Raw genomic sequence first — 23,877 nt, 5'->3', positions numbered from 1 at the left:
AGCTCCACTGAGTAACTTTCCAGGGCACAGCGGATCCGGCTCCGCCGGTCCGCCAGTGCCGCCCCCTGGGGGGGGCGCGCGTCAGCGCGTAGGGGGGACTTCTCCTTCAATCCCCTTCGAAGACGGGGCGTTGCTTTGCCACGAAGGCGTGATAGGCACGGTGGAAGTCGTTGGTGGCCATGCAGATGGCCTGGGCCTGCGCTTCGGACTCGATGGCCTGCTCGATGCCCATGTTCCATTCCTGGTGCAGCATGCGCTTGGTCATCGCGTGGGCGAACATCGGTCCCTGCGCCAGGCTGGCCGCCAGTTCGCAGGCCTGTTCCGACAAGACTTCCGGCTCGCACAGGCGATTGAAGAATCCCCAGCGCTCGCCCTCGTCGCCGCTCATCGAACGTCCGGTGTACAGCAGTTCCGAGGCCCTGCCCTGCCCGATCACGCGCGGCAGCAGCGCGCACGCGCCCATGTCGCAGCCGGCCAGGCCCACGCGGGTGAAGAGGAACGCGGTCTTGCTGCGGGCGGTGCCCAGGCGCATGTCGGAGGCCATGGCCAGGATGGCGCCCGCTCCCGCGCAGACACCGTCCACGGCCGCGACGATGGGTTGCGGGCATGCGCGCATGGCCTTGACGAGGTCGCCCGTCATGCGCGTGAAGGCCAGCAGCGAAGGCATGTCCATGCGGGTCAGCGGGCCGATGATGTCGTGCACGTCGCCGCCGGAGCAGAAATTGCCGCCGGCCCCCTGCACCACTACCGTGCGGATGTCGTCGGCATAGGCCAGCGCGCGGAAGAAATCGCGCAGCTCGGCATAGGAATCGAAGGTGAGCGGATTCTTGCGCTCGGGGCGGTCGAGCGTGACGACGGCGACGGCGTCGCGCACCTGCAGCGAGAAATGCCGGGCCTGGTAGTCGGCCATGGCGGTGCGGCCGCCGTGCAGCATCTGTCTTTCACCGTGGACATAGCGCATAGTCGTCATCCTTTCATTTGCGTTCGTTGGGCAATTGATCGTTCAGGCCCTGTTTCAACTGCGACAGCAGTTCGATCAGCGTGTCCTTGGAGGCCGCGGGCAGGGTCGAGAACAGCTCGACGATCCACTGTTCGTGCACGGCCGCCATTTTTGCGAAAGCCTTCCGGCCGGACGGGGTGAGCTTGACCACGAAGGCGCGCCGGTCTTCCGGCGAAGGCTCGCGAACCACCAGCTTTTCCTCTTCGAGCTGGTCGGTGATGCCGGTGACGTTGCCGCCGGTCACCATCATGCGCTGCGACAGCTCGCCCATCCGCAGCCCTTCGGGATGCCGTTCGAGCTGGGCCATGAGGTCGAAGCGCGGCAGCGTGATCCCGAAATGCGTGCGCAGCCGCGAGCGGATCTCGGTCTCGATGCGCACCGTGCACGACAGCATGCGCAGCCACAGCACCAGCGACTGGTGGTGATCCTCGGTCAGCCGGGCTTCCAGGTCGAGCACGGGCGTGGGCTCGACTCCCGCCCCCGTGCCGTTCGATTCGTCGATGGGCTTGCGAGCCATCGTTACTCCTTCAAGTGACTTCGCCGCCCGCGACCGCGATGGCCTGGCCGTTCATCGCGGCCGATGCCGGCAGGCACAGCCAGACCGCGGCATTGGCCACTTCGTCGGGCTGGACCAGGCGCTTCTGCGGATTGAACGCCGCCAGCGCCGCCTTGGATTCGGCCTCGCTGCGGCCCGTGCGGGCGGATATGTTGGCAATGGCCTCGCGGCCCAGGTCGGTTTCGGTGAAGCCAGGGCAAACGGCATTGACGGTCACGCCCTTGGCGGCCACTTCCAGCGCCATGGCGCGCGTCAGCCCGACGACGCCGTGCTTGGACGCGCAATAGGCCGCCGTGTAGGTGTAGCCGATCAGGCCCGCCGTGCTGGCCACGTTGACGATGCGTCCCCAGCCGGCCTCCAGCATGCCGGGCAGCACGGCGCGCGAGCAATAGAAGGTGCCGCTCAGGTTGACCGCCAGCATCCGCGCCCACAGGGCATCGTCGGTCTTGCCCACCGCCGCCGATTCCGCCTGGCCGGCATTGTTGACGAGGATGTCGATGCGTCCCGCAGTCCGCGCGGCGTCGGCCATGCCCTGCCCGACCGAGGCCGGGTCCGCCACGTCCATTCGAACCCGGCGTGCGATGCCCAGCGGAGCCAATGTCGCCACCGCGGCATCCAGCGCCGCCTCGTCGCGGCCCGTCAGCGTGACCGCCGCCCCTTGGCGCAGAAGCTCTCGGGCAATGGCGAGGCCTATGCCCCGCGCCCCGCCCGTCACCAGCGCATGTTTTCCGTCCAGATGATCCATGATGCTTCGACCAATCCATCGTGTGAAACCACTGTATCCAGACCCAGGGCACCGCGGATCCGGCCTTGCCGGCCCGCCAGTGCCGCCCTCTTGAGGGGGTACCCGAAGCGTGGAGGGTCGGCTACTCCAGGAGGCGCGCGGCGATCTCGCGCGGCGACATGCCTTGCGTCGCGGCGGCCAGCTGGCGTTCGCGCTCCAGGTTGCGTTCCAGCTGCATGCGGCCCGCATAGTACTGCTTGGGCCAGTCCACGTCCCATCCCATCTTCGCGGCCTCCAGGAGCGTCCAGGCCGGGTTGGCCAGGTGGGGCCGAGCCAGGGCGCACAGGTCGGCGCGGCCGGCGGCGATGATGCCGTTGACGTGGTCGGCCTCGAAGATGGCGCCCACCGCGATGGTGGGAATCCCGGCCTCGTTGCGGATGCGATCGGCGAACGGCGTCTGGAACATGCGCCCGTATACCGGCTGCTCGCGCTTGCTGACCTGGCCCGACGAGCAGTCGATCATGTCCGCGCCGGCCGCCTTGAACAGCCGGGCGATCTCGACGGCGTCGTCCGGCGTGATGCCGCCTTCCACCCAGTCATGGGCCGAGATGCGGACACTCATGGGCTTGTGCGCGGGCCAGACTTCGCGCATCGCGGCGAACACCTCGAGCGGATAGCGGCACCGGTTTTCCAGGCTGCCGCCGTATTCGTCCGTCCGGCGGTTGGTCAGCGGCGAAATGAAGGTGGACAGCAGGTAGCCGTGGGCGCAGTGCAATTCCAGCCAGTCGAATCCGGCCTTGTCGGCCTCGATCGTGGCGCGCACGAAATCGCCCAGGATGCGCCGCATATCGTCGCGCGAGGCCGCGCGGGCCACCTGCGACACGCCCGGCAGATACTGTTCCTCGGAAGCGGCGATAAGCGGCCAGTTGCCGGATTCCAGCGGCAGGTCCGTGCCCTCCCAGGCCAGCCTGGTGGACCCCTTGGGGCCTGCATGCCCGATCTGCATGGCGATCCGGGCATCGGTATGCTCGTGCACGAAATCGACGATGCGCTTCCAGGCCTGCGTGTGCTCGGGCCGATAGAGGCCGGGGCATCCCGGCGTGATGCGCGCATCGGCCGACACGCAGGTCATCTCGGCGAAGACCATGGCAGCCCCGCCCATGGCGCGGCTGCCCAGGTGCACCATGTGGAAGTCGCCGACCGTACCGCCCACCGCCGAATACTGGGCCATGGGAGACATGACGATGCGATTCTTCAGGACCAGGTCGCGCACGCGCAGCGGCGTCAGCATGGGTGGGATGGGTTTGCCACGCGGCTCGGGGGGCTCGGACAGACCGGCCGCGGCGAACGCCTTGCGCGCGAACCAGCGCTCGTAGCCCTCGACATAGGAAGCGTCGCGCAGCCGCAGGTTCTCGTGCGACAGGCGCTGGCTGCGCGTCAGCATGGAGTAGGCGAACTGCTCCGGCTCGAGGTCGACGTAGCGATCGACGTTCTCGAACCATTCCATGGAGTTGCGCGCGGAGCTTTGGATCTTCAGCACTTCGATGGCCCGCACGGCCTCGTAGCCCGCCATCACGCCCTCCAGGTCCTGGCCTGGATAGGTGTCGAAACAACGCGCCAGCTCGATGGCATCTTCCAGCGCGAGCTTGGTGCCCGAGCCGATGGAGAAGTGCGCCGAATGCGCGGCATCGCCCATCAGTACCACCGGCACCCGCCTGCCGTCGATCTCGTTCCAGTGCACCCAGCTCGCGCAGACGATGCGCGGGAAGCGGATCCAGTTGGCCGAGCCGCGCAGGTGCGGCGAATTGCTCATCAAGGGCTGGCCGTCCAGATACTTGGCGAACAGCCGCTCGCAGAAGGCGATGGCCTCGGGCTGGCTCATCTTGTCGAGCCCGGCGCGCTGCCATACGTCGTCCGGCGTCTCGATGATGAAGGTGGAGGTATCGCCGTCGTACTGGTAGGCGTGCGCCTGGAACCAGCCGTGCTCGGTTTCTTCGAACGCGAAGGTGAAGGCCGGGAACAGCTTCTTGGTGCCCAGCCAGACGAAGCGGCAGTGGCGCGTTTCGATGTCGGGCTTGAAGACGTCTTCGTAGCGCTTGCGGACCTTGCTGTTCAAGCCGTCGGAAGCCACCACCAGGTCGGCCTGGTAGCGGCGGGCGACTTCCTGGTCGTCGTCCACCTCGGTTTCGAATACCAATTCCACGCCCAGTTCCTGGCACCGGTCCTGAAGGATATTCAAGAGACGCTTGCGGCCGATGCCGCAGAAACCATGGCCGCCCGATGTGATCGTGCGTCCCTTGAAGTGGACGTCGATGTCGTCCCAATGGTTGAAGGACTGGAGGATGCGGCGGGCGGTGGATTCGTCGGCCTGCACCAGGTTGCCGAGGGTCTGGTCCGAGAAGACCACGCCCCAGCCGAAGGTATCGTAGGGACGGTTGCGCTCGATGACGACGATGCGGGACGACGGATCCCGCTTTTTCATCAAGAGCGCGAAGTACAGCCCGGCGGGCCCGCCTCCGATACAGACGATATTCATGAGTCCTCCGCTGGCCGGATCAGTCACTCGGCAGATGGTCAGGCAGGACGCTGCGTCCCCCCTGTGCGATGGCATTATTTCATACTTAAAATATTTTTGCGTCAAGCATTTCGGCCGGGAGATCCGCTCATCGCCAGGCGTTGCGCATGCGGCTGGCGATGTCTATCCGCACCGTCGGCGCCGCGGCGGCCGCGGCGGCCGGGGCGCCCTGCCGCGCCTTGGGCAGGATCTCGAACAAGGGCAGCAGGCGTTCGGGAATGAACCGGCTGCGGGTGCCATAGACGTGCCGATCGCCCATGCCGCTCTGCTGGTGCACATAGAACCGCTGGGGCACGACCAGTTGCAGGTCTTCCTTGGCGCGGGTCATGGCCACGTACAGGAGACGCCGCTCTTCCTCGATTTCCTCGGCATCGCCGGTGCTCATGTCGGACGGGATGCAGCCGTCGACGACGTTGAGCACGTATACGGCCTTCCATTCCTGGCCCTTGGCCGAATGGATGGTGGACAGTATCAGGTAGTCCTCGTCCAGCAGCGGCTGCCCGGACTGCGCGCTGGTGGCGTCGGGCGGATCCAGCGTCAGTTCGGTCAGGAACTGTTCGCGCGATGCAAAGGTGCCGGCAATGCGCGCCAACTGGTCCAGGTCGGCCTGGCGCACGACGGCATCGTCGTACAGCCGTTGCAGGTGCGGCCCGTACCACCGCAGGGCCAGGTCGATGTGCGCCGGCCATGCAAGGCCGGCGTCGTTCAACGCCACGAAGGCATGGGCAAAGGCCTTCCAGTCCTCGGCCGCGGCGGCGGGCGGCGAAAAACCGGTCAGCGCGTCCACCGGCCGGTCGGCTTGCGCCATCGCATCGAGCAGGCGCGCGGCGGTGGCCGGCCCGATGCCCGGCATCAACTGCGCCACCCGGAAACCGGACAGGCGGCTGAGCGGATTGGCCGCCCAGCGCAGCACCGCGAGCACGTCCTTCACATGGGCGGCCTCGAGGAACTTGAGTCCGCCGAACTTCACGAAAGGAATGTTGCGGCGGGTGAGCTCGAGCTCTAGCGCAGCGCTGTGGCTGGCGGAGCGAAACAGCACCGCCTGCGACATCAGCCGCGTGCCGGCTTCGCGCCTGGCCAGGATCTGGTCGGCCACCCAGCGGGCCTGCCCGGGTTCGTCGCTGACGTAGACCAGTTGCGGCCGCTGCGCCGAGGCGCGGTCGGTCCAGAGCTGCTTGGCATAGCGTTCGGGAGCCTCTGCGATGACGGCGTTGGAGGCGTCCAGGATAGGCTGGGTCGAGCGGTAGTTGCGGTCCAGCGTCACGACGTGGGCAGGACGGGAGAACTGCGAGGGAAAGTCCAGGATGTTGCGCACCGTCGCGGCGCGGAACGAGTAGATGGACTGGGCGTCGTCCCCCACCACCGTCAGGCCGCGGCCGTCGGGCTTCATGGCGAGCAGGATCTCGGCCTGCAGGCGATTGGTGTCCTGGTATTCGTCCACCAGCACGTGATCGAAGGCGCCTCCGAGCTCTTGCGCGATGGCCGGTTCCTTCATCATTTCCGCCCAGTACAGCAGCAGGTCGTCATAGTCGAGCACGTGCTGGTCCTGCTTGGCCTGCACATAGGCGCCGAACAGCGTCTTCAATTGCGCTTCCCACTGCGCGCACCACGGGAAGTGCTTGGCCAGCACGCCCTCCAGCGGCGCCTGGCTGTTGACCGCGCGCGAATAAATGGCCAGGCAGGTGCCCTTGAGCGGAAACCGCGACTTGGCGCCGGAGAACCCCAGCTCGTGCCGGACGAACCCCATGAGGTCCTCGGCATCGCCGCGGTCGTGGATGGTGAACGCCTCGGACAACCCGATGCGGGACGCGTAGTCGCGCAAGAGCCGCGCTCCCACGGCATGGAAGGTGCCCGCCCACGGCAGTGCCGGCGGCTGCCCGCCCGACATGCCCAGGACGGTTTGCAGCACCCGGCCCGCGCGGCGTTCCATCTCGGCGGCGGCGCGCCGCGAAAAGGTCAGGAGCAGGAGGCGGTGCGGATCCGTGCCGTCGAGGATGAGCCTGGCCACCCGGTGAGCCAGCGTGCTCGTCTTGCCCGAGCCGGCGCCCGCAATGACCAGGAGGGGGCCGGCGCTGTCCGCGTGCGCGCCCCGGCCGTATTCGACGGCCTCGCGCTGGCGGGGGTTCAGGTCGGCCCAGGGGTCGCGGGCGGGCGTATCGGGGGTGTGTGACATGGGACGGAAGAAAACTGTATATTCATCCAGTATAAACGTCCCTTTTCCCGATCCGGATTTCCCGTCATGACCGTGCGCGTCGGCACGTCTTCCTGGACCGACCCCACCCTCCTCGCCTGCGGCCGCTTCTACCCGCCATCGGCGCGCACCGCCGAGGACCGCCTGCGGTTCTATGCTTCCCGCTTTTCCCTGGTCGAAGTGGACAGCAGCTATTACCGCCTGCCGTCCGCGCGAACGGCCTTCCTCTGGACCCAGCGCACTCCCGAGGACTTCGTCTTCCATCTCAAGGCTTTCCGGCTCTTCACCGGCCATCTGACGCCTGTCGAAGCGCTGCCGCCCGACGTCGCCGGGGAGCTCGGCCCGCAAGTCCGCGTGGTGGACTATGCCACCGTGCCCGGCGAACTGCGCGACGAGCTGTGGAGCCGCTTCCTGCAAGGCCTGGAACCCTTGCGCCAGAGCGGGCAGCTGGCGACGGTCCACTTCCAGTACGCGCCGCGGGTGCGCAATAACGCTGCGGGACGGGCGCTGGTGGCCGAGTGCGCGCGGCGCATGGAAGAGCAGGTCCATGCGGCGGAGTTCCGCCACCGCGGCTGGCTCGACGAGACCGGCCGGCGCGGAACGCTGTCCATGCTGCGCGAGCTGGGCGCCGCCCACACCGTGGTGGACAGCCCCGACCGCTATGCCAACAGCGTGCCGGCCGTCTGGGCGGCCACACGGGGCGACCTCGCGGTGGTGCGCCTGCACGGCCGCAACCACGAGGCCTGGAACCGGCGCGGCATCGCCGCCTCGTCGGGCCGCTTCGTCTACGAGTACACGCCCGAAGAACTGGAACGCATCGCCGAGCTGGTGCGCCGCCTCACGCAGGCCGCGGCCAACGTCCACGTGCTGTTCAACACCAACTTCGAGGACCAGGGCATGCGCAACGCCGCGGGCTTCGACGAAGCCCTGCGCCGGCGCCGCCCTCAGACGGCATAGCTGCTGCGCCGCACCTGGGCAACCATTTCCACCAGGCGCGGACCGAGCCCCTCTTCCACGCTCTTGGGCGAGGCGCGAAAGCGCGGAATGACGGCGTTGAAGACGATCAGCTCGCCGTCCCGCAGCCTGCCCATGGGCACGCCCACGGCGTAGTGATCGGGATGCTGTTCGCCATAGACGCTGCAAAACCCCTTCTTGGCGAACGCCTCCACCGAACGCGCCGCGTGATCCTTGTGCTCGGACCACATGCGCGGGGTCTTGATCCGGATCTCGTTCAGCAGCTTCTGCCGCTCCGCCGGCTCGCATCCCGAGATGAAGGCCTGTCCGATCGCGGTCGAGACGATGGGAAAGCGCAGGCCGATGTCCGAGAGTTGCGGCGCGAACGAACTCGTGATGCGGCTCGTTTCCACATAAACGATGCTGAGCCGGTCGCGTATGCCCATCGAGACCGAGCAGTTCATCGATTCGGCCAGCACGTTCATGAGCGGCCGCGCCAGTTGCCGCAGCGTGATCGAGGCCAGCAGCGGATAGCCCAGCGACACGACACCGGGCGCGAGCCGGTACTTGCCCGACAGGGTATCGGGCCGCAGGTAGCCCAGCTTCACCAGGGTGTACGTGAAGCGCGAGATGGTGGGGCGCGACAGGCCGGTGCGCCGCGCCAGCTCCTTGTTGCCCAGCGCCGCCTCGAGCGGCGTGAAGCAGCGCAGGATCTGCAGCCCGCGGGCCAGCGTGGACGCGAACAGACGGTCGCCGTCGTGGGCCTCGTAGGCGTCGAATTCGATGTCGCTGGGTTCCTCGTCGATCTGGTAGGGATTGCGGGGCATGGCGGTCTCCGTCGCGGCGCCGGCGCGAATTCTGCATTGCAGAATGCTATTCGAAATATCCGAACTCCCCCACCGTCGCTTTCCCTCACGGCATGACACTTCCGGCCAGGCCGCCCGGCGCCGGCGCAGACCCGGTCCGGACACCGACCGGTGCATCATGCAGAGGAGACGAACACATCATGTTGAGCGCGGAAGACAATGAACTGCTTACCCGGTCCGGTCCCGGCACGCCGGCCGGCCGCCTGTTGCGCCAGTTCTGGATTCCGGTCCTGCTGTCGGAAGAACTGCCGGAGCCGGACTGCCCCCCCAAGCGCGTCAAGGTGCTGGGCGAGGACTTGCTGGCATTCCGCGACACGCGGGGACGCGTAGGGTTGGTCGAGCCGGCCTGTCCGCATCGCGGCGCCAATCTCTACTATGGCCGCAACGAGCATGCGGGCCTGCGCTGCGTATTCCATGGCTGGAAATTCGACGTCGACGGCCGCTGCGTCGACATGCCCACCATGCCCGCCGACTCGCCCTACCGCGAACGGATTCGCCTGAAATCCTATCCCACTCGCGAGTGGGGCGACTGCATATGGGCCTACCTGGGCCCGGCCGCCGAGCCTCCGCCGCTGCCCCGGCTCGCCTTCGCCCTGGTGCCGCCGTCGCACCGCTATGTCAGCAAGAAATGGCAGGACTGCAATTGGCTGCAGTGCCTGGAGGGCGCGCTCGACACCACGCACTTCTCGTTCCTGCACATGCTGCTGGGTACCGAAGAGGCCGACACGGCCGAGGCCGTCATGGAGCGCATCAAGCATGCGGCGCTGGGCACGCAGGCCGTACGCAACGACCGCTTCAAATGGGTACGCGACGATCCCATGCCGGCTTTTTCGGTGGACGAGTTCCCGGCGGGACTGGTGGTGGGCGGCGCGCGCAAGGCCGACGGCGACGACCTGTATTGGCGCATCGCGCACTACCTGTTGCCCAACCATGCCTTGGCGCCCAGCGCCTTCCCGGGCGAAAACTACCATGGGCAGACTTTCGTCCCGGTTACCGACACCTCGTGCTGGATATACACCTATACCTGGAATCCCGACCGGCCGCTCACGGAAGAAGAACGGGAGATGGCGCGGCAGGGTCATACCATCCACTCGCAGGTGGACGAGAACTACATGCCCTACCGCAATATCCGCAACGACTACCTGATCGATCGCGAAGACCAGAAGTACAACAGCTTCACGGGCATCCGGGGCGTGTCCGAGCAGGATGCGGCCATCCAGGACAGCCAGGGTCCGATCGCCGACCGCACGCGCGAGCATCTGGGTCCCACCGACCTAGGCATCGTGCGCATGCGCCGCCTGCTGCTGGCGCTGATCCGAGACGAAATGGCGGGCAAGACGCCGGCGGCGCTGGGGCGGCCGCGGGACTACGCGGTGCTGTCGGGGGGCTGGGTCGCCCACAAATCGAAGACGCTCGGCGAGGTCATGACCGAACGCTTCGGCAATCCGCAAGGCTATATCGAAGAGAAAGCCTCAGCCGTACGGGAGCACGACTGACCGCAACACCTTCACCGATCCCATCACAGAGCGGCGCGGACATCCAGCGCCGCCGTTCCGGAGACGACCATGAGACTACTCACGCTGCTTGCAGCAACGAGCGCCATGCTGTCCCTTGCCGTGGCGGCGCCTGGCGCCGCCCGCGAGGACTACCCGACCAAGCCGATCAAGCTGGTGGTGCCCTACCCGCCCAGCGGCATCGGCGATACCGCGGCCCGGGATATCGCACGGAACCTGGCGCAGCGCCTGGGCCAGCCCGTCATCGTCGAGAACAAGCCCGGCGCCAGCCAGATGATCGGCGCCGAAGCGGTGGCCAAGGCGCCTGCCGACGGCTACACGCTGTTCCTGGGCAGCCTCTCCAGCCTCGTGCTGAACATCGGCGCGCAGAAGAGCCTGCCCTACGATCCCTTCAAGGACTTCGCGCCGGTATCGCTCGCCTTCACCACGCCGCTGTACCTGGTGGTCAATCCCGAACTGCCGGTCAAGTCCGTGGCCGACCTCATCGCCTATGCCCGCGGCAATCCCGGCAAGCTCAGCTTCGGCTCCATAGGCCCCGGCAGCTCGCTGCACCTGACCGCGGAGATGTTCAAGTCCATGACCGGCACGGACATGGTCCACATTCCCTACAAGGGCAGCATGCCGGCCCTGAGCGACATGGTGGGCGGGCAGATCCAGCTGATGTTCGACGTCGGGACCTCGGCCCTGCCGCTGGTGCATGGCGGCCGGCTGCGCGTGCTGGGCGTCACCAGCAAGACCCGGGCGAGCGGCACGCCCGACATCCCCCCCATCGCCGACACGGTGCCGGGCTTCGATGCCTCGTTCTGGTTCGGCATCGTGGCGCCCGCCGGCGTGCCGCAGCCCATCATCGACAAGCTGTCGACCGAACTTCGCGCCATTCTCAAGCAGCCTGCGCTGCGCGAGAAATTCCGCAGCAATGGCGTGGAGCTGACCGGCAGCACGCCCGCCGAGATGGCGGCCCGGATGCAGGCCGACCTGCCCATCTGGCAGGAGGTGCAACGCAAGGCAGGTATTTCACCGGAGTAAGACATGAGCCATTCTTCCCTACGCAACCGCTTCAAGCGCCTGGTCCGTTCGGGCCATCCCCAGTACGGCCTCTTCTGCGTCTCGAACGCATTGCAGACCGTGGAGGCGCTGTCCGGCAGCGGCTTCGATTTCATCATGTTCGATCTCGAGCATTCGCCGCAAAGCCTGCCCCACCTGCATGCGCAGTTCGCGGCGCTGGCGGCGGGCGATACGGCCGCCACGGTGCGCGTGCCCATACTCGAACTGTCGTCGTTCAAGCAGTACCTGGACCTGGGCGCCCAGGCGCTGATGGTGCCCAACGTGTCGAACGCCGAAGAAGCCCGTACCGCCGTCCGGTACACCCGCTACCCCCCCGCGGGCGGCGTGCGCGGCCTGGGCGGCACGATGCGCGCCACGCGCTATGGCCGCGACAAGGAGTACTACGCCCGGGCGGCGGAGGAAACCTGCCTGCTGGTGCAGATCGAAACGCGCGAGGCGCTGGGCAACCTCGACGATATCTGCCGCGTCGAGGGCGTGGACATGGTGTTCTTCGGTCCGACGGACCTGTCGGCCGACATGGGCCACATGGGCCAGCCCAATCATCCCGAAGTCGTGGAGGCCATCGAAGCAGGCATACGGCGCGCCGTGTCGCTGGGCATGCCGGCGGGCGTGCTGGCGGGATCGCCCGAGTGCGAACGCTACGTGGCCGCGGGGGCCACCGTGGTGATCGTCGGCTCGGACCTCTCGCTCCTGGTGCGGGCTGCCGACGCCCTGGCCGCCAAGCACGTGCAGGCGGAGCGGTAGGCGGCATGGAAGCGCTCCATGACACGCGCGGCGATCGCGCCCTGGCGGACGACATGGCGGCCCTGGACATCATGTTGCGTATCCGGAGGCTGGAAGAAAAAATCACCGAGCTGCGCAAGGGCCAGTTCATCCAGGGCTCGGTCCACCTGTGCATCGGGCAGGAAGCCATCTATGCCGGATCCTGCCAGGCGCTGTCTGCCCACGACGCGGTGTTCTCGACCTACCGCGGCCACGGCTGGGCGCTGGCGCGCGGCGTTCCGGCCGAGGGCATCCTGGCCGAGCTGCTGGGCAGGCAGACCGGCATATGCCGAGGCCGCGGCGGGTCGGCCATGTTCAGCGCCGCCGACTACGGGTTCTACGGCGAGAACTCCATCGTCGGCGCCGGCGCGCCGCTTGCCTGCGGCGCCGCCCTGGCCGCCCGGCTGCGAGGCGAGCAACGCATCGCGCTGGCGGCCTTCGGCGACGGCGCGATGAACCAGGGAGCGATCCACGAAGCGATGAACTTCGCGGCCTACCTGGACCTGCCGGTGCTTTTCGTTTGCGAGAACAACACCTATGCCGAGCTGACGCCGGTGGCCGACACCGTGCGCGATGCAGATCTCTACAAACGCGCGGCCGCCTACGGCATGCCCGGCGAGCGCATAGACGGCAACGATCCGTCCGCCGTGCGCGGCTGCGTGGCGTACCATGCCGCCCGCGCGCGCGAAGGCCGCGGGCCGGCCCTGATCGAAATGATGACCCAGCGTCTGGTCGGCCACTACTACGGCGACCTGCAAGGCTACCGGCCGCGCGGCGAATTGGCCGAGGCACGGCGGCGGGAACCCATCGTGCGCCTCGAGGAACGGCTGGCGGCGCAAGGCGTGGCCGCCGAGACCCTGGCCGCGCTGGAAGCCGCTGCCACGGCCGGGATCGAAGAGGCCGCCTCGGCCGCGCTCGCGGCGCCGCCCGCCGATGCCGGGACCATCAAGGAGCACTTGTATGCATGAAGCCGGCGCACTGACCGGGACCGCCCCGCTGAGCTTCGGCAAGGCGGTGAACGCGGCGCTGGCCCGCGCGCTGCGGGAAATGCCCGACACCATTCTGTACGGCGAAGACGTCGGCAAGCCAGGCGGGGTGTTCGGCGTCACCAAGGACCTGCGGCAGCAAGCGGGCAAAGCGCGCGTGTTCGACACGCCCATCAGCGAGACGGCCATGCTGGGCGTGGCCGTGGGCGCAGCCATGAGCGGATTGCGTCCGATCGTCGAGATCATGTGGATCGACTTCAGCCTGGTAGCCATGGACCAGATCGTCAACCAGGCTGCCAACGTGCGCTACGTCTCGGCCGGAAAGCTGCGGGCGCCCCTGACCATACGCACCCAGCAAGGCGCAACGCCGGGTTCGTGCGCCCAGCATTCACAGAACCTGGAAGCACTCTACGCGCACATTCCCGGCCTGCGCGTGGGCATCCCGGCTACCGCGCAGGACGCCTATTCCATGCTGCTGGCCGCCATTCGCAGCGACGATCCGGCCATGATCATCGAACACCGCGCCATGTACCACGGCGAGCCGCAGTCGGTGGAACTGGGCGGCCCCATCGAGGAAGTGGGCGGCGCGCATATCGCCCGCGCCGGCCGCGACCTGACCATCGTGGCCTGGGGCGCGATGCTGTTCCAGGCACTGGAAGCCGCGGCGCTGCTGGCCGCCGAAGGCATAGCCGCCGAGGTGGTCAACGCCCGCTGGATCGCCCCGTTCGACTGGTCCACGCTGCTGGCGAGCGTACGCCGCACGGGCCGCCTGCTGGTCGTGCACGAAGCCAACGTCACCGGCGGCTTCGGCGCCGAAATCGCGGCTCGGGTCCAGGCCGAATTGTTCGGGCATCTGCACGCGCCGGTGCAGCGACTGGGCGTGGACGATTGCAGGATCCCGGCGGCGCCTCATCTGCAGGCCGCACTCATTCCCGACGCCGCGCGCATCGCCGATGCCGCACGCCGCCAGGTGGCGGAATGCGCCTCGACGCCGTCGCCCCGGGGAAAAGGGAGCGGCCGATGAAAACCATGCGCTATGTCGATCATGGAGCGGGCGGCCCGCCCGAGGTGCTGCGTCTTGCCGAATGTGCCGTGCCAGCGCCGGGCGCGGGCGAAGTGCTGATCGAGGTGGCATTCGCCGGCGTCAACCGCCCCGACTGCGCCCAGCGCATCGGCCGCTACCCGCCTCCTCCCGGCGCCTCGCCCATTCTCGGCCTGGAAGTCTCGGGCCGGGTCGTCCGGGTCGGCCCCGGCGTCGACCGCTGGCGCGAAGGCGATCTCGTGTGCGCGCTCACGCCCGGAGGCGGCTATGCGGAATATTGCCTCGCGCCCGCGACCCACTGCCTGCCGGTGCCGCCCGGCATGGCGCTGGAACAGGCCGCCTCGCTGCCGGAAACCTGCTTCACGGTATGGGACAACGTGTTCTCGCGCGCCGGCCTCAAGCCTGGCGAGCGCTTCCTCGTGCACGGCGGTTCGAGCGGCATAGGCGTCACGGCCATCCAGATGGCCAAGGCCTTCGGCGCCCGCGTCATGACGACCGTCGGCACGCCGGAGAAGGCAGCCTTCTGCCGCGCCCTGGGCGCGGACCTGGCGGTGAACTACCGGGATGACGATTTCGTGCGCGAGGCCATGGCCTTCACCGGGGATCGAGGACTGGACGTCGTACTTGACATGGTGGGCGGCAGCTACCTCGCGCGCAACCTGGAAGCGCTGGCCCTGGACGGGCGCATCGCGCTCATTGCCTTCATGGGAGGCGCCGACGCGACGCTGCCCATTCCTGCCTTGTTGCGCAAGCGCGCCACCCTGACCGGCTCGACGCTGCGGCCGCGCACCGTGGCGCAGAAAGGCGCCATCGCGCGGGACCTGGAACGCCATTGGTGGCCGCGGCTGGCCGCCGGCCAAGGCACGCCGGTGATCGATCGCGTCTTTCCGTGGGCTGAGGCCGCGCAGGCGCACGCGCGCATGGAAAGCAGCGTCCATGCCGGCAAGATCATCCTGGCGGTGGCATGACGCCCGCCATATCACGAACGAGGACCGCCCCATCATGACGATCGCCGCATTCGAGACCGGCTGGCAATGCAGCCAGGTCGTCCACGACTTCTTCCATCATTATGACCAGTGGCGCTATGCGCGCATGCTCGAATGCTACGCGCCGGACGGCGTCTGGCACCGGGCCGGCGTGGCGCTGCGCGGACACGCCCGCATCCTGGAGGAACTGGAGCGACGGCCTCGCGCCCAGCGCGTGATCCACGTCATCACTAACATGCGCATCGAGCCGACATCGGCGTCCACGGCGACGGGCACGTACTACGTGACGGTCTACCGCCATGCCGGCGTGCTCGCCGACGAGGCCGTGGCAACCGTCGCCGGCCCCGCCATGATCCTGGCCGCCACGGCCGACTTCGTCCTCATGGAGGGCTGCTGGAAATTCAGCAGCCAGACGCTGACGCGGCGATTCGAATCCGGCGCCCCGTCCTGAAACGTCCGGCTCGGGCGAGCCGGCTGCGCCGGCCTCCCCCTACCGTGCGGCCTCTCGCACCCGGCGAACTTCAGGCAGGCTGACCGAGCTCGCCTGGTTGCCCCAGCTCTGGCGGATGTACGACACCACCGCGGCCACATCCTGGTCGCCCATGGACTGGGCAAAAGGCGGCATGCCGTGCGGCTGCGGATTGCCCGCGGTGCTCGGGGCGAAACCGCCGGACAGGACCATGTGGATCGCGTTGTCAGGCGAGGCCGCCACGACCGAGAGATTGCCCACGAGCGGAGGCCATGCGGGCACGCGCCCCCGGCCGTCGGCGCCGTGGCACTGGGCGCAATGCTGTTCGTACAGCTTGCCACCGATCTGCATTACCGTTGGCGCGGCGGCGGCCGCCACGGCCGCCGTATCCGTCCCCACCGCCGGCAGCGACTTCAAATAGGCCGCCATGGCGTTCAAATCCGCGTCATCCGCATATTGGAAGCCCTGGTAGACCGCTTCGGCCATGGGCCCCGCGGCATGGGAACGACGCGAGATGCCGGTCTTGAGCAGATCGACGATGTCCTGCCGCGTCCACTCGCCCAGCCCCGTCGTCCGGTCGCCGGTCAGCGGCGGCGCATACCAGGACTGGCCGCCGATGAGCGACCCGGCCAGTCCGGCGTTCAAGGCCATTGCACCCAGCCGGTTGCGGGGAGTATGGCATTCCGCGCAGTGCGCCAGGCCCTCGACCAGGTAGCGCCCCCGCAACCACTCCTCGGATTGCCCCTGCGTCGGCGCCTCGGGCGATCCCGGCCGGAAATAGAACGCCCGCCATACCGCCACCAGCCAGCGCTGGTCATAGGGAAAGCCCAGCTCGTGCCGCCGGTTGGCCCGCGCCACTGCCGGCAGCGAGCGCAAGTAGGCGAACAACGCGTCGGCGTCTTCGCGCGACACGTTGCGGTAGCTCGGATACGGGAAAGCCGGGTACAGCAGGCTGCCGTCCGGCGCCTTGCCCTGATGCAAGGCGCGCCAGAAATCGTCGGCGCTCCAGCGGCCCAGCCCATGCTCCGGATCGGGCGTCAGGTTGGGGCCGTAGAACGTGCCGAATGGCGTCGCGAGCGCCCGGCCTCCGGCATAGGGCGTGCCTCCGGGCTCGGTGTGGCAGCCCATGCAATTGCCGAGACGGGCGAGATAGCGGCCCCGTTCGATTCGCTGCGCGGGATCGTCCGCCTGCATCGACGCGGCCGGCGCCCCGGTGTCGTAGTCGCGATGGCCCATCCAGAACACCGCGCCGACCCCCGCGATCGCAACCGCGGCCAGACCCAGCATGAACGCGCGCTTGTTCATCGCCGTCCCTCCGCGCGCATCTGGCTGCCGCATTCCAGGGGCGGCGGCTCCGGCAGGCTGACCGCCGGCGTTGCGCTGCGCACCGGTTGCGACGACAGCCAGCCCGCCACGGCGCTGACGTCCTCGGGCGTCATGCGCCGCGCGATATCGGCCATGCAGTCGGGCGCGATGGCCTTGCGCAGGCCATTGGTCCAGGCGCCGAACTGGGAACTGATGTAGTCGTGCGGCAGCCCCAGCAGCGCCGGCACGGCGGGCAGCACGCCCGCCAGCGCCGCGCCGTGGCAGGCCACGCAGGCCGGCAAGCCGCGCCCGGGATCACCCTGCATCACGAGCTGCCTGCCGCGCTCCAGGGTGGCCGCCGGCAAGCGCGACGGCCTGGGGTCGGCATAGGGAGGATGCTGGCCGGCGAACCACTCGGCGATCTGCCGCAGGTAGTCATCCGACATGTTCTCGAGCAAGTGCTGCATGGGCCGGTATTGCCGCCGGCCCGCGCGGAAATAGACGAGCTGGTTGTACAGGTAATCCGCCGGCTTGCCCGCGATGCGCGGGTAATAGCCGTCGGGACCGGCCCTGCCCTGCGTCCCGTGGCAGGCCGTACAGGCGGCCATCCGCGCCGCCATGGTGCCGGGTTCCAGCTTCTCCGGCTGTTGCGCCGCGAGCGGCGCAGCTATCGCCAACGCGGCGAGTCCCCCCAGGAATTTGTATTTATCGACGGCGAATGGCATGGGTCCATCGAAGACAGGCCAGTCCCGTCTTCGCATCAGCGTTTCGACCCTGCCAGTGTACCTGCCTTGGGAAAACGGGCGAGAAGCGATTTCGAGGTAGGATGGCCGGCATGTTCGCCCCCTACATCCAGCGCTGGGGCCTGCGGCCCGACGCCGGCCCTATCCTCACCGCCAGCAGCCGCCTTCTACCCGTCGTCTACCGCGACCGGCCCGCCATGCTCAAGATCGCCGCGGTCGAGGAAGAGCGGCGCGGCAATGCCGTGATGAGCTGGTGGGGCGGCAAGGGCGCGGCGTTCGTCTTCGAGCACGACGACCGCGCCATCCTCATCGAGCGCGCCGGCCCCGAACCGTCGCTCGAGGCGCTCGCACGCGGGGGCCGGGACGACGACGCCACGCGCATCGCCTGCGACGTCGCAGCGGCGCTGCATGCGCATGCCTTTCCGCCGCCATTCGAAGCCATTCCATTGGCGCAATGGTTCTCGCGCCTGCGCCCATGTACCGAGGCAGGTCACGCCATCATTCGCCTGGCGGCACGCACGGCCGCTGAACTGCTCGCCACACCGCAGGCCGAGGCCGTGGTGCTCCACGGCGACATCCACCATGGGAACATTCTCCATTTCGGCACGCGGGGCTGGCTTGCCATCGATCCCAAGGGCCTGGTCGGGGAACGGGGTTTCGATTATGCCAACCTCTTCTGCAACCCCAGCCATGGCATCGCGATCGATCCGGCGCGCTTTGCCCGCCGGCTGGAGATCGTCGCGCAGGCAAGCGGCATCGATCGCTCAAGGCTGCTGCGCTGGATACTCGCCTGGACCGGGCTGTCGGCGCTGTGGATGCTGGACGACGGCATGGTGCCGAAAACACCCTTGCGTGTCGCGAGGCTGGCAGCCGCGGAGCTCGGATTCCTGCCCGAACGCCAAGGACTGCATGCGCGGTAGGAGAAAAGGAGTTTCCTTCCCCGATTTGCACGAGCAAAAAAGTGTCGTTATAATTTCATTTCTTTGCAGCGCCCGTAGCTCAGTTGGATAGAGTACTTGGCTACGAACCAAGGGGTCGTGGGTTCGAATCCTGCCGGGCGCGCCATATTGCAAGGGGTTAGTGGATAGTAGCCACTAACCCCTTTTTACTTTGCAAGGCCGGTCGTTCGCCGAAGTCCGCGCCATGCCGCCCTTTTCGCCGGCCTCCTCAGGGGCTCCTCCTTCCGGCTCTTTCCCGCCTCCTTCCTCGTCCCGCGCGCAGCCTTGCCGTGCCCACGTCAATACCGTCTCAGGCGCCCCCCGGGCGCAGGTCCACGGGCATGGCGGCGATTCCCAACCCTTGCCTGGCGGCATGCAGCAAGTCGGACAGATGGCAGGTGGAAAACCGGGGCTCGAGCCGGACGACGCACGTGTCCCGGCCGCGCCGGCGTCGGCACATCCACTCCCTGGACTTCCGGCCTGATGGCGGGCGCCGCGCTGGAGCTGGCCGGATTGCTCAGCCACCTCGTACCGCAGGGAACGCGCCAAGCCGGGACCCACGGCCCCGGCACAATCGGAAACGACGGCTCAGCGACCGCGCTTGGAGTCGCCCGCCAGCGTGGCGCCGGCGCTGTCCAGCTTGGACTGCTGCTCTTCCAGCATGCGGATCTGCCGCTGCAAGGTATTGAGCTGCTCGCGCGCCGCCTGCCGTTCGTTGGCAAGCGCGGCCGCTTCCTGGCGGGCCTGCTCCTGGCGCGCGGCAACCTGCTGTTCCTGCTGCCGCTGCATCGTCAAATCGTTCTGCAAGGCCGACAGACGGGATTCGTTGGCGCTGATCAGCCGCTCGGTCGCGGCGCGCTCGGCGTCGAGCTTGATGCGGCGGATGTCCACGTCGGCCAGTTGCACGGTCTGCTCGACGAAGGCCTTGTAGGTTTGTTCCGCCTGTTGTTCGGATGTCGTCTTGACCACGCGCCAGAAGTTCTTCTGCTGGAACATGGCGACGTAGTAGGTCAGGTCGTCGGCCTTGAAAAGCAGACTGGCGCCGTAGTTGCCGTTATACGTCGTGCGCAGCTCGTTCAGGGCGCGGTTCTGGATGAGCTGCTGCAGCTCGGCCATGGTGCTGTTGGCGGAGCCTGCCTGTCCGCCGTCGGCGGGACGGGCTTGCGCTGCCGGAGCCGACGCGGCGGCAGGCTTGGCGGTCGTGTTCTGGACCACCTGGGCCGAAACCCCCAGCGACACGGCGGAAAGCAGCAGTCCAATCCCCACTCCTTGGAACATTCTGCGTGTCCTAACTTTCATTCCAGCTTCCTTGGTCATGTGAATTCGTCGGCCTGGCCGTAACAAAGCGTGTCCGATTTTAATAAAAGGTTCGCCCTCGTGGGCTTTTTATTTACGGGGTCAATCCATCTCGCCCGCGATCTCCGCTTCCTGGCCGACGATCTGGTATTTGCGCATTTTTTCCCACAGGACTTTGCGGCTGATACCGAGGAAATTGGCCGTGTCCTGGCGCCGCCATCCATGGGCGTCCAGCGCGCCGATGATGCGGTTGCGCTCGGCCACCTCCTGCGGGCTGCGCTCGTTGACCGGAATCACGCCGTCGGCGAGCGAAGCGAAGATCCTTCCGATACGTTCACGGTCCCAGGCGCGGAACTGCCTGACCGTCACGCCGACCCGCTCGGCCACGTTGCGCAATTCCCGCACATTGCCCGGAAAGCGGGTGCGCGTGACGAGCGACTCCAGCCAGCTGGGCATTTCCTCTTCCTGCTCGGGCAGGATCTGGCCCAGCAAGGCCTTGAAAATGGCGATCTTGTCGACGGCACCTCGTTCTTCCAGGTTGGGCACCTGCAAATCGATGACCGCTAGGCGGTAATACAGATCGGCGCGGAACAGCTCCTGGCGCACCAGTTCGCGCAAGTCGCGGTTGGTCGCCGCCACCAGCCGGAAGTCGACCGGGATTTCGGCGGTGGCGCCCAGGCGCGTCACGGTGCTCTGCTCCAGCACCCGCAGCAGCTTGACCTGCTGGTAGAGCGGCAGGTCGCCGATTTCATCCAGGAATAGCGTTCCCTCGTGGGCCTGCTCGAAATACCCCTTGTGCGCGAAAGTCGCCCCGGTAAAGGCGCCCTTGGCGTGACCGAAGAAGTGCGACTCGAACAGCCCGTCGGGAATGGCGCCGCAGTTCACGGCGACGAACGGCCCCTTGCCGTAGCGGCGATGCCCCTCGTGCAGCAGCCGGGCGACACGCTCCTTGCCTACCCCGGTCTCGCCCCGTATGAGCACGGTCGAATCGCAGTCGGCAAAGGCTTCCACTTCGGAAAGAAACACCCTCATGCAGGCGGAGGTGGCGATCAGCGGTTCGGCGGCCTTGGCGCGCGCGCCATGCTCGCGCACCACGCCGGCGACCTTGAAGACCAGCGAGCGCAATTCGGCCGCCGTGAAGTCGGCTGTCAGGATGTTCGAGTACTCCGGCGGATAGACGCGCGGATCGCTGCTGCGCGCCTCGGCCGCCACCCAGATCACCGGCATGCCGTGGCCGGCCTGCCAATCGCTCACGCTGAAGCTCGGACGATCGATGACCGTGACCGAAATGATCGCGACCGACATGCGCGCGCTCGTCACGTCGCGCGACACGGCAATGTTGTCGGCGCGGATCACATCGACGTCGAAATTGGCCAGCGCGCGGGCAACGCGGTCCGCGATGTCCGATTTGCCTTCCCAGACGTAAACGTCGAGGTCATCTTGTGAAGGTCGAGTCTTCATGGCGGTCCGCCTGTTTCCCTCCGTGTTGGTCGCTCGCATCAATACACGAGTCGAACGTTGTCGCATTCCAGGGACATGAGGTTCACGTCCGTCTGGCCGATCTTGATTCCCACCAGCCCGTCCAGCAGGTTGGCTAGCAGCTTGCCGACTTCGTTCAGCAGCGGCTTGAGCAGGCCGACCAGCGGATTCAATATGGCTTGCAGCAAGTTCTGCGACTGCCCTCCGCTCCCGCCGAGCAGGCCCCCCAGCAAATCGCCGACGGCATTGAGCAGGCCGCCAAGCAATCCGTTGCCCGCCGTCGTCTGCAGGGCGTCTATGAGCTTCGTCCGCATGCAGCCCGCGTCGCAGGAAGCGAAAATCGAGGTGACGGTGTCGCGCCACAGTTGCGGCATCGGGCAGGAGCCCAGGCCGAGCAGGCCGCACGGCCGCGGCCACGAAATGCCGTCCTGGATCATTTTCTGGGCGACCAGGCTCGGGTTGTAGCCGTACTGGCCCAGGTACTTGTCGGCCACCTGGGCCGCGACATCCGGCGGGAATGCTTCGAGCTTCGCACCCTCCCCCGCGGAAGACTGGGCGAGCAGCAGCGCCAGCAACTGGCTCACCAGGTCTTGCACCGTGTCACCCAAAGGCAGGTCGTTGCGGCCCACCGTCTTGGTCTCGCCCACATGCAAGGTGGTCGAAATCGGATCCTCGGCCAGGATGTCGGGGTTCACCTTGCCATGCAGGAGATTGATACCCAGCAGCCGCACGAAGGTCTCGTCTTGCAGGCCCGTGTCGCACACGTCCGCCGTCGACCACAAGGTCGATTCATTGACCTTGCCCATGCACAGCTTGGCGATGGAAGAATCGACCCGGATCGTTGCCGCCGCCGGCGCCGTGCAACTCATGCCGGTGAGGGTCCCCTGCGAGCTGACCACGTCCAGAATGATGGGCAGCTTGAGCTGCGTACCCAGCAGACCGAGCAGGCCGCCCACCAGGCCGCCCTCGGACGCGATGTCGACATAAGTGCGTACCTGGGCGGTATAGGCCTTGGTGCCCAACCCGCCTATGCCGACCGAAGGCGGCTCGATGATGCTGGCCCGCACGTTGGCCTTGAGTCCGACGGCGGAACTGACTGCCGCCGGCAGCCCGAGATTGACGGTCACGGCATGCTGCGAGACGCCCACGCCCACGGCCGCGGTCAGCAACCCCAGCGCGTCCACTTCCACATTCAGGGCCGATCCGACGCTGGGCGCCTGGATCAGCGCGAACAAGCCGTTGGCGACATTGCTCGAGCCCAGCTGCACCAGCAGCTTGTCCACGCCGAGCTTGGCGGTCAGCGCATTAATGAGATCGAGGTTCAGGCCGAGCAGCTGATCCTGGTGCGCCAGGCTGATAATGGCGTTGAGCAATTGCCCCAGCTCCACCTTGCGCGCAGCCAGCAGATTGTTCAGCTCGCCCACGGTCAGGTCCGCTCCCACCGGAATGCCGAGCGCCTTCAGCAGGCCGCTCGGGGTGATCTTCACGCCAGCCAGGCCGCCGTAGGTCACGACGTTCAGGTCCTCGCACAGATTCGCGCCGACCACCCGCAAGAGTACGCACAGGGGCGCCGTCTCGGACGAGGACGTCGCCAGCTTCGAGCCGACGGAAAACGACGCGATGGGCGCCTCCTGCATCGCGATGGCTTCCGCGCTGATGGTGCGATTGCTGAAAAAGGGCAACAGCGGAGGCGCCGCCTGCGTGATGACGACCTTGATCGCGTTGAATCCGACCGAGCTCTTCGGCGTGCCGAAGTACTTCTGGCCGCCTGCCCCGCCATACGACTCGGTGGGAGGCTCCATGGCCTGCACGGTGTTTTTGGCGGGATCCGGGTTCGGATCCCAGCGGCCGCACACGGGAGCCGGCGACGAAGCCATCGTCAGGCCGTAGCGCTGCAGGTTTAGATTGGCGTTGCCCAACGCGGCCGCCGAGGCGGCGCTACAGCTGTCGCGCTCCAGTTGCTGGGCGCCGGCCAGCGCGGCCAGGTCGGCGGTCTTCTGGAATTCCCGCTTCATATAGAAGAGATAGCCGAGATCCGCCGAGGCGAGCAGGATCACCGACACCAGCATCGCCGCCGCGGCCGCGATCAATACCGATCCCCGCTGCCGCGCCAGCGACGGCCGGGAGCCGGAAACGAACGGGAGAGAACGGCGATGGGAAGTCATGGGAGTGCCCTGCTCATTGCTTCGGCTGCGAGGTCGTTTCGTAGAAATCGGGGATGGGCAGCGAGAAGCTGTCGATGTAGCGCTTCCAGCTCGGCGACGCGGTGGCGCCCAGCATGGGCAGCGCCTGCCCCGCCAGGCGGCCTTCCGCCTGCGCACGCAAGACGGCGTTCGTCACGTCGCCGTTCGGGCGGCTCTTGCGCCCCGACGCGGCCGGCGCGGCAGCGATCGGCTGCGCGGCCGGCGCGGCAGCAGCCGCCGTCG

21 protein-coding genes and 1 tRNA gene are annotated in these 23,877 nt (G+C 67.5%); 10 read left to right on the top strand and 12 right to left on the bottom strand.

What is annotated here, in order from left to right; all coding sequences use genetic code 11:
- Positions 1-106: 106 nt before the first annotated feature.
- The 5 genes from CDO44_RS03990 to CDO44_RS03970 all read right to left on the bottom strand — a co-directional run bounded on the left by CDO44_RS03990 (position 107) and on the right by CDO44_RS03970 (position 7,028).
- On the bottom strand, positions 107-961 hold the full coding sequence (locus CDO44_RS03990) for an enoyl-CoA hydratase family protein (RefSeq protein WP_087779134.1): 855 nt from the start codon (positions 959-961) through the stop codon (positions 107-109).
- A gap of 13 nt (positions 962-974) precedes the next feature.
- Positions 975-1,517: a MarR family winged helix-turn-helix transcriptional regulator gene (locus CDO44_RS03985; RefSeq protein ID WP_087779132.1), complete on the bottom strand. Its 543-nt coding sequence runs from the start codon at positions 1,515-1,517 to the stop codon at positions 975-977.
- Positions 1,518-1,527: 10 nt separating this feature from the next.
- The gene (locus tag CDO44_RS03980; protein WP_087779130.1) at positions 1,528-2,301 is read right to left on the bottom strand and encodes an SDR family NAD(P)-dependent oxidoreductase; all 774 of its coding nucleotides are present in this window, start codon (positions 2,299-2,301) and stop codon (positions 1,528-1,530) included.
- 121 nt (positions 2,302-2,422) lie between these two features.
- Positions 2,423-4,816 (bottom strand): bifunctional salicylyl-CoA 5-hydroxylase/oxidoreductase, encoded by a 2,394-nt coding sequence (locus CDO44_RS03975; protein WP_087779128.1) that lies wholly within the window; start codon positions 4,814-4,816, stop codon positions 2,423-2,425.
- A 127-nt stretch (positions 4,817-4,943) separates the two neighbouring features.
- The gene (locus tag CDO44_RS03970) at positions 4,944-7,028 is read right to left on the bottom strand and encodes an ATP-dependent helicase (protein WP_087779127.1); all 2,085 of its coding nucleotides are present in this window, start codon (positions 7,026-7,028) and stop codon (positions 4,944-4,946) included.
- A gap of 66 nt (positions 7,029-7,094) precedes the next feature.
- On the opposite strand from CDO44_RS03970, the gene CDO44_RS03965 reads away from it, so the two are divergent.
- Positions 7,095-8,003, top strand: a complete 909-nt coding sequence (locus CDO44_RS03965; protein WP_087779126.1) for a DUF72 domain-containing protein — start codon at positions 7,095-7,097, stop codon at positions 8,001-8,003.
- On the opposite strand, the gene CDO44_RS03960 is transcribed toward CDO44_RS03965, so the two are convergent.
- Positions 7,991-8,827, bottom strand: a complete 837-nt coding sequence (locus CDO44_RS03960) for an IclR family transcriptional regulator (RefSeq protein ID WP_087779124.1) — start codon at positions 8,825-8,827, stop codon at positions 7,991-7,993. The genes CDO44_RS03965 and CDO44_RS03960 overlap by 13 nt on opposite strands.
- A 179-nt stretch (positions 8,828-9,006) precedes the next feature.
- Here CDO44_RS03960 and CDO44_RS03955 point away from each other — a divergent pair, with 179 nt between their 5' ends.
- The 7 genes from CDO44_RS03955 to CDO44_RS03925 all read left to right on the top strand — a co-directional run bounded on the left by CDO44_RS03955 (position 9,007) and on the right by CDO44_RS03925 (position 15,672).
- On the top strand, positions 9,007-10,362 hold the full coding sequence (locus CDO44_RS03955; RefSeq protein ID WP_087779122.1) for a Rieske 2Fe-2S domain-containing protein: 1,356 nt from the start codon (positions 9,007-9,009) through the stop codon (positions 10,360-10,362).
- 69 nt (positions 10,363-10,431) lie between these two features.
- Positions 10,432-11,406 (top strand): tripartite tricarboxylate transporter substrate binding protein, encoded by a 975-nt coding sequence (locus tag CDO44_RS03950; RefSeq protein ID WP_087779120.1) that lies wholly within the window; start codon positions 10,432-10,434, stop codon positions 11,404-11,406.
- 3 nt (positions 11,407-11,409) lie between these two features.
- The gene (locus CDO44_RS03945; RefSeq protein WP_087779118.1) at positions 11,410-12,189 is read left to right on the top strand and encodes an HpcH/HpaI aldolase/citrate lyase family protein; all 780 of its coding nucleotides are present in this window, start codon (positions 11,410-11,412) and stop codon (positions 12,187-12,189) included.
- A gap of 5 nt (positions 12,190-12,194) precedes the next feature.
- Entirely contained in the window at positions 12,195-13,175 is a 981-nt protein-coding gene (locus CDO44_RS03940) for a thiamine pyrophosphate-dependent dehydrogenase E1 component subunit alpha (RefSeq protein WP_198951293.1), read from the top strand.
- A complete protein-coding gene (locus tag CDO44_RS03935; protein WP_087779116.1) occupies positions 13,168-14,217 on the top strand; it encodes an alpha-ketoacid dehydrogenase subunit beta in 1,050 nt (349 codons plus the stop codon). Before CDO44_RS03940 ends, CDO44_RS03935 begins: the two co-directional genes overlap by 8 nt.
- 5 nt (positions 14,218-14,222) lie before the next feature.
- Positions 14,223-15,203, top strand: coding sequence for an NAD(P)H-quinone oxidoreductase (locus CDO44_RS03930; protein WP_198951294.1), 981 nt, complete (start codon positions 14,223-14,225; stop codon positions 15,201-15,203).
- 34 nt (positions 15,204-15,237) lie between these two features.
- Positions 15,238-15,672: a nuclear transport factor 2 family protein gene (locus CDO44_RS03925; RefSeq protein ID WP_158213200.1), complete on the top strand. Its 435-nt coding sequence runs from the start codon at positions 15,238-15,240 to the stop codon at positions 15,670-15,672.
- A 39-nt stretch (positions 15,673-15,711) separates the two neighbouring features.
- On the opposite strand, the gene CDO44_RS03920 is transcribed toward CDO44_RS03925, so the two are convergent.
- The gene (locus tag CDO44_RS03920) at positions 15,712-16,995 is read right to left on the bottom strand and encodes a cytochrome c (protein WP_233146033.1); all 1,284 of its coding nucleotides are present in this window, start codon (positions 16,993-16,995) and stop codon (positions 15,712-15,714) included.
- The gene (locus CDO44_RS03915) at positions 16,992-17,720 is read right to left on the bottom strand and encodes a c-type cytochrome (RefSeq protein WP_087779109.1); all 729 of its coding nucleotides are present in this window, start codon (positions 17,718-17,720) and stop codon (positions 16,992-16,994) included. Before CDO44_RS03915 ends, CDO44_RS03920 begins: the two co-directional genes overlap by 4 nt.
- Positions 17,721-17,830: 110 nt before the next feature.
- Between CDO44_RS03915 and CDO44_RS03910 the strand changes: the two genes are divergently transcribed.
- The gene (locus CDO44_RS03910; RefSeq protein ID WP_087779147.1) at positions 17,831-18,658 is read left to right on the top strand and encodes an aminoglycoside phosphotransferase family protein; all 828 of its coding nucleotides are present in this window, start codon (positions 17,831-17,833) and stop codon (positions 18,656-18,658) included.
- Between the two features lie 68 nt (positions 18,659-18,726).
- A tRNA-Arg gene (locus tag CDO44_RS03905) sits at positions 18,727-18,803 on the top strand.
- A 461-nt stretch (positions 18,804-19,264) separates the two neighbouring features.
- Here the strand turns inward: CDO44_RS03905 and CDO44_RS03900 are convergent.
- The 4 genes from CDO44_RS03900 to CDO44_RS03885 all read right to left on the bottom strand — a co-directional run.
- Entirely contained in the window at positions 19,265-19,954 is a 690-nt protein-coding gene (locus CDO44_RS03900; protein WP_198951292.1) for a DUF2968 domain-containing protein, read from the bottom strand.
- Between the two features lie 120 nt (positions 19,955-20,074).
- A complete protein-coding gene (locus CDO44_RS03895; RefSeq protein WP_087779105.1) occupies positions 20,075-21,433 on the bottom strand; it encodes a sigma 54-interacting transcriptional regulator in 1,359 nt (452 codons plus the stop codon).
- 38 nt (positions 21,434-21,471) lie between these two features.
- Complete coding sequence (locus CDO44_RS03890) at positions 21,472-23,616, bottom strand: TadG family pilus assembly protein (protein ID WP_087779103.1); 2,145 nt, start codon at positions 23,614-23,616, stop codon at positions 21,472-21,474.
- A 13-nt stretch (positions 23,617-23,629) separates the two neighbouring features.
- On the bottom strand, positions 23,630-23,877 hold a 248-nt coding region (locus CDO44_RS03885; RefSeq protein ID WP_144389465.1), incomplete at its 5' end, for a DUF3613 domain-containing protein.

Source organism: Pigmentiphaga sp. NML080357 (assembly GCF_002188465.1).
Classification (GTDB): domain Bacteria; phylum Pseudomonadota; class Gammaproteobacteria; order Burkholderiales; family Burkholderiaceae_B; genus Pigmentiphaga.
This window is presented reverse-complemented; position numbering and strand designations above follow the sequence as displayed.

Coding starts and splice junctions, on each gene's coding strand:
- CDO44_RS03970 (WP_087779127.1), bottom strand. CDS start 7,028: ATGTCACACACCCCCGATACGCCCGCCCGCGACCCCTGGGCCGACCTG.
- CDO44_RS03915 (WP_087779109.1), bottom strand. CDS start 17,720: ATGCCATTCGCCGTCGATAAATACAAATTCCTGGGGGGACTCGCCGCG.
- CDO44_RS03980 (WP_087779130.1), bottom strand. CDS start 2,301: ATGGATCATCTGGACGGAAAACATGCGCTGGTGACGGGCGGGGCGCGG.
- CDO44_RS03985 (WP_087779132.1), bottom strand. CDS start 1,517: ATGGCTCGCAAGCCCATCGACGAATCGAACGGCACGGGGGCGGGAGTC.
- CDO44_RS03935 (WP_087779116.1), top strand. CDS start 13,168: ATGCATGAAGCCGGCGCACTGACCGGGACCGCCCCGCTGAGCTTCGGC.
- CDO44_RS03990 (WP_087779134.1), bottom strand. CDS start 961: ATGCGCTATGTCCACGGTGAAAGACAGATGCTGCACGGCGGCCGCACC.
- CDO44_RS03920 (WP_233146033.1), bottom strand. CDS start 16,995: ATGAACAAGCGCGCGTTCATGCTGGGTCTGGCCGCGGTTGCGATCGCG.
- CDO44_RS03940 (WP_198951293.1), top strand. CDS start 12,195: ATGGAAGCGCTCCATGACACGCGCGGCGATCGCGCCCTGGCGGACGAC.
- CDO44_RS03895 (WP_087779105.1), bottom strand. CDS start 21,433: ATGAAGACTCGACCTTCACAAGATGACCTCGACGTTTACGTCTGGGAA.
- CDO44_RS03890 (WP_087779103.1), bottom strand. CDS start 23,616: ATGACTTCCCATCGCCGTTCTCTCCCGTTCGTTTCCGGCTCCCGGCCG.
- CDO44_RS03945 (WP_087779118.1), top strand. CDS start 11,410: ATGAGCCATTCTTCCCTACGCAACCGCTTCAAGCGCCTGGTCCGTTCG.
- CDO44_RS03955 (WP_087779122.1), top strand. CDS start 9,007: ATGTTGAGCGCGGAAGACAATGAACTGCTTACCCGGTCCGGTCCCGGC.
- CDO44_RS03965 (WP_087779126.1), top strand. CDS start 7,095: ATGACCGTGCGCGTCGGCACGTCTTCCTGGACCGACCCCACCCTCCTC.
- CDO44_RS03950 (WP_087779120.1), top strand. CDS start 10,432: ATGAGACTACTCACGCTGCTTGCAGCAACGAGCGCCATGCTGTCCCTT.
- CDO44_RS03910 (WP_087779147.1), top strand. CDS start 17,831: ATGTTCGCCCCCTACATCCAGCGCTGGGGCCTGCGGCCCGACGCCGGC.
- CDO44_RS03975 (WP_087779128.1), bottom strand. CDS start 4,816: ATGAATATCGTCTGTATCGGAGGCGGGCCCGCCGGGCTGTACTTCGCG.
- CDO44_RS03900 (WP_198951292.1), bottom strand. CDS start 19,954: ATGTTCCAAGGAGTGGGGATTGGACTGCTGCTTTCCGCCGTGTCGCTG.
- CDO44_RS03930 (WP_198951294.1), top strand. CDS start 14,223: ATGCGCTATGTCGATCATGGAGCGGGCGGCCCGCCCGAGGTGCTGCGT.
- CDO44_RS03960 (WP_087779124.1), bottom strand. CDS start 8,827: ATGCCCCGCAATCCCTACCAGATCGACGAGGAACCCAGCGACATCGAA.
- CDO44_RS03925 (WP_158213200.1), top strand. CDS start 15,238: ATGACGATCGCCGCATTCGAGACCGGCTGGCAATGCAGCCAGGTCGTC.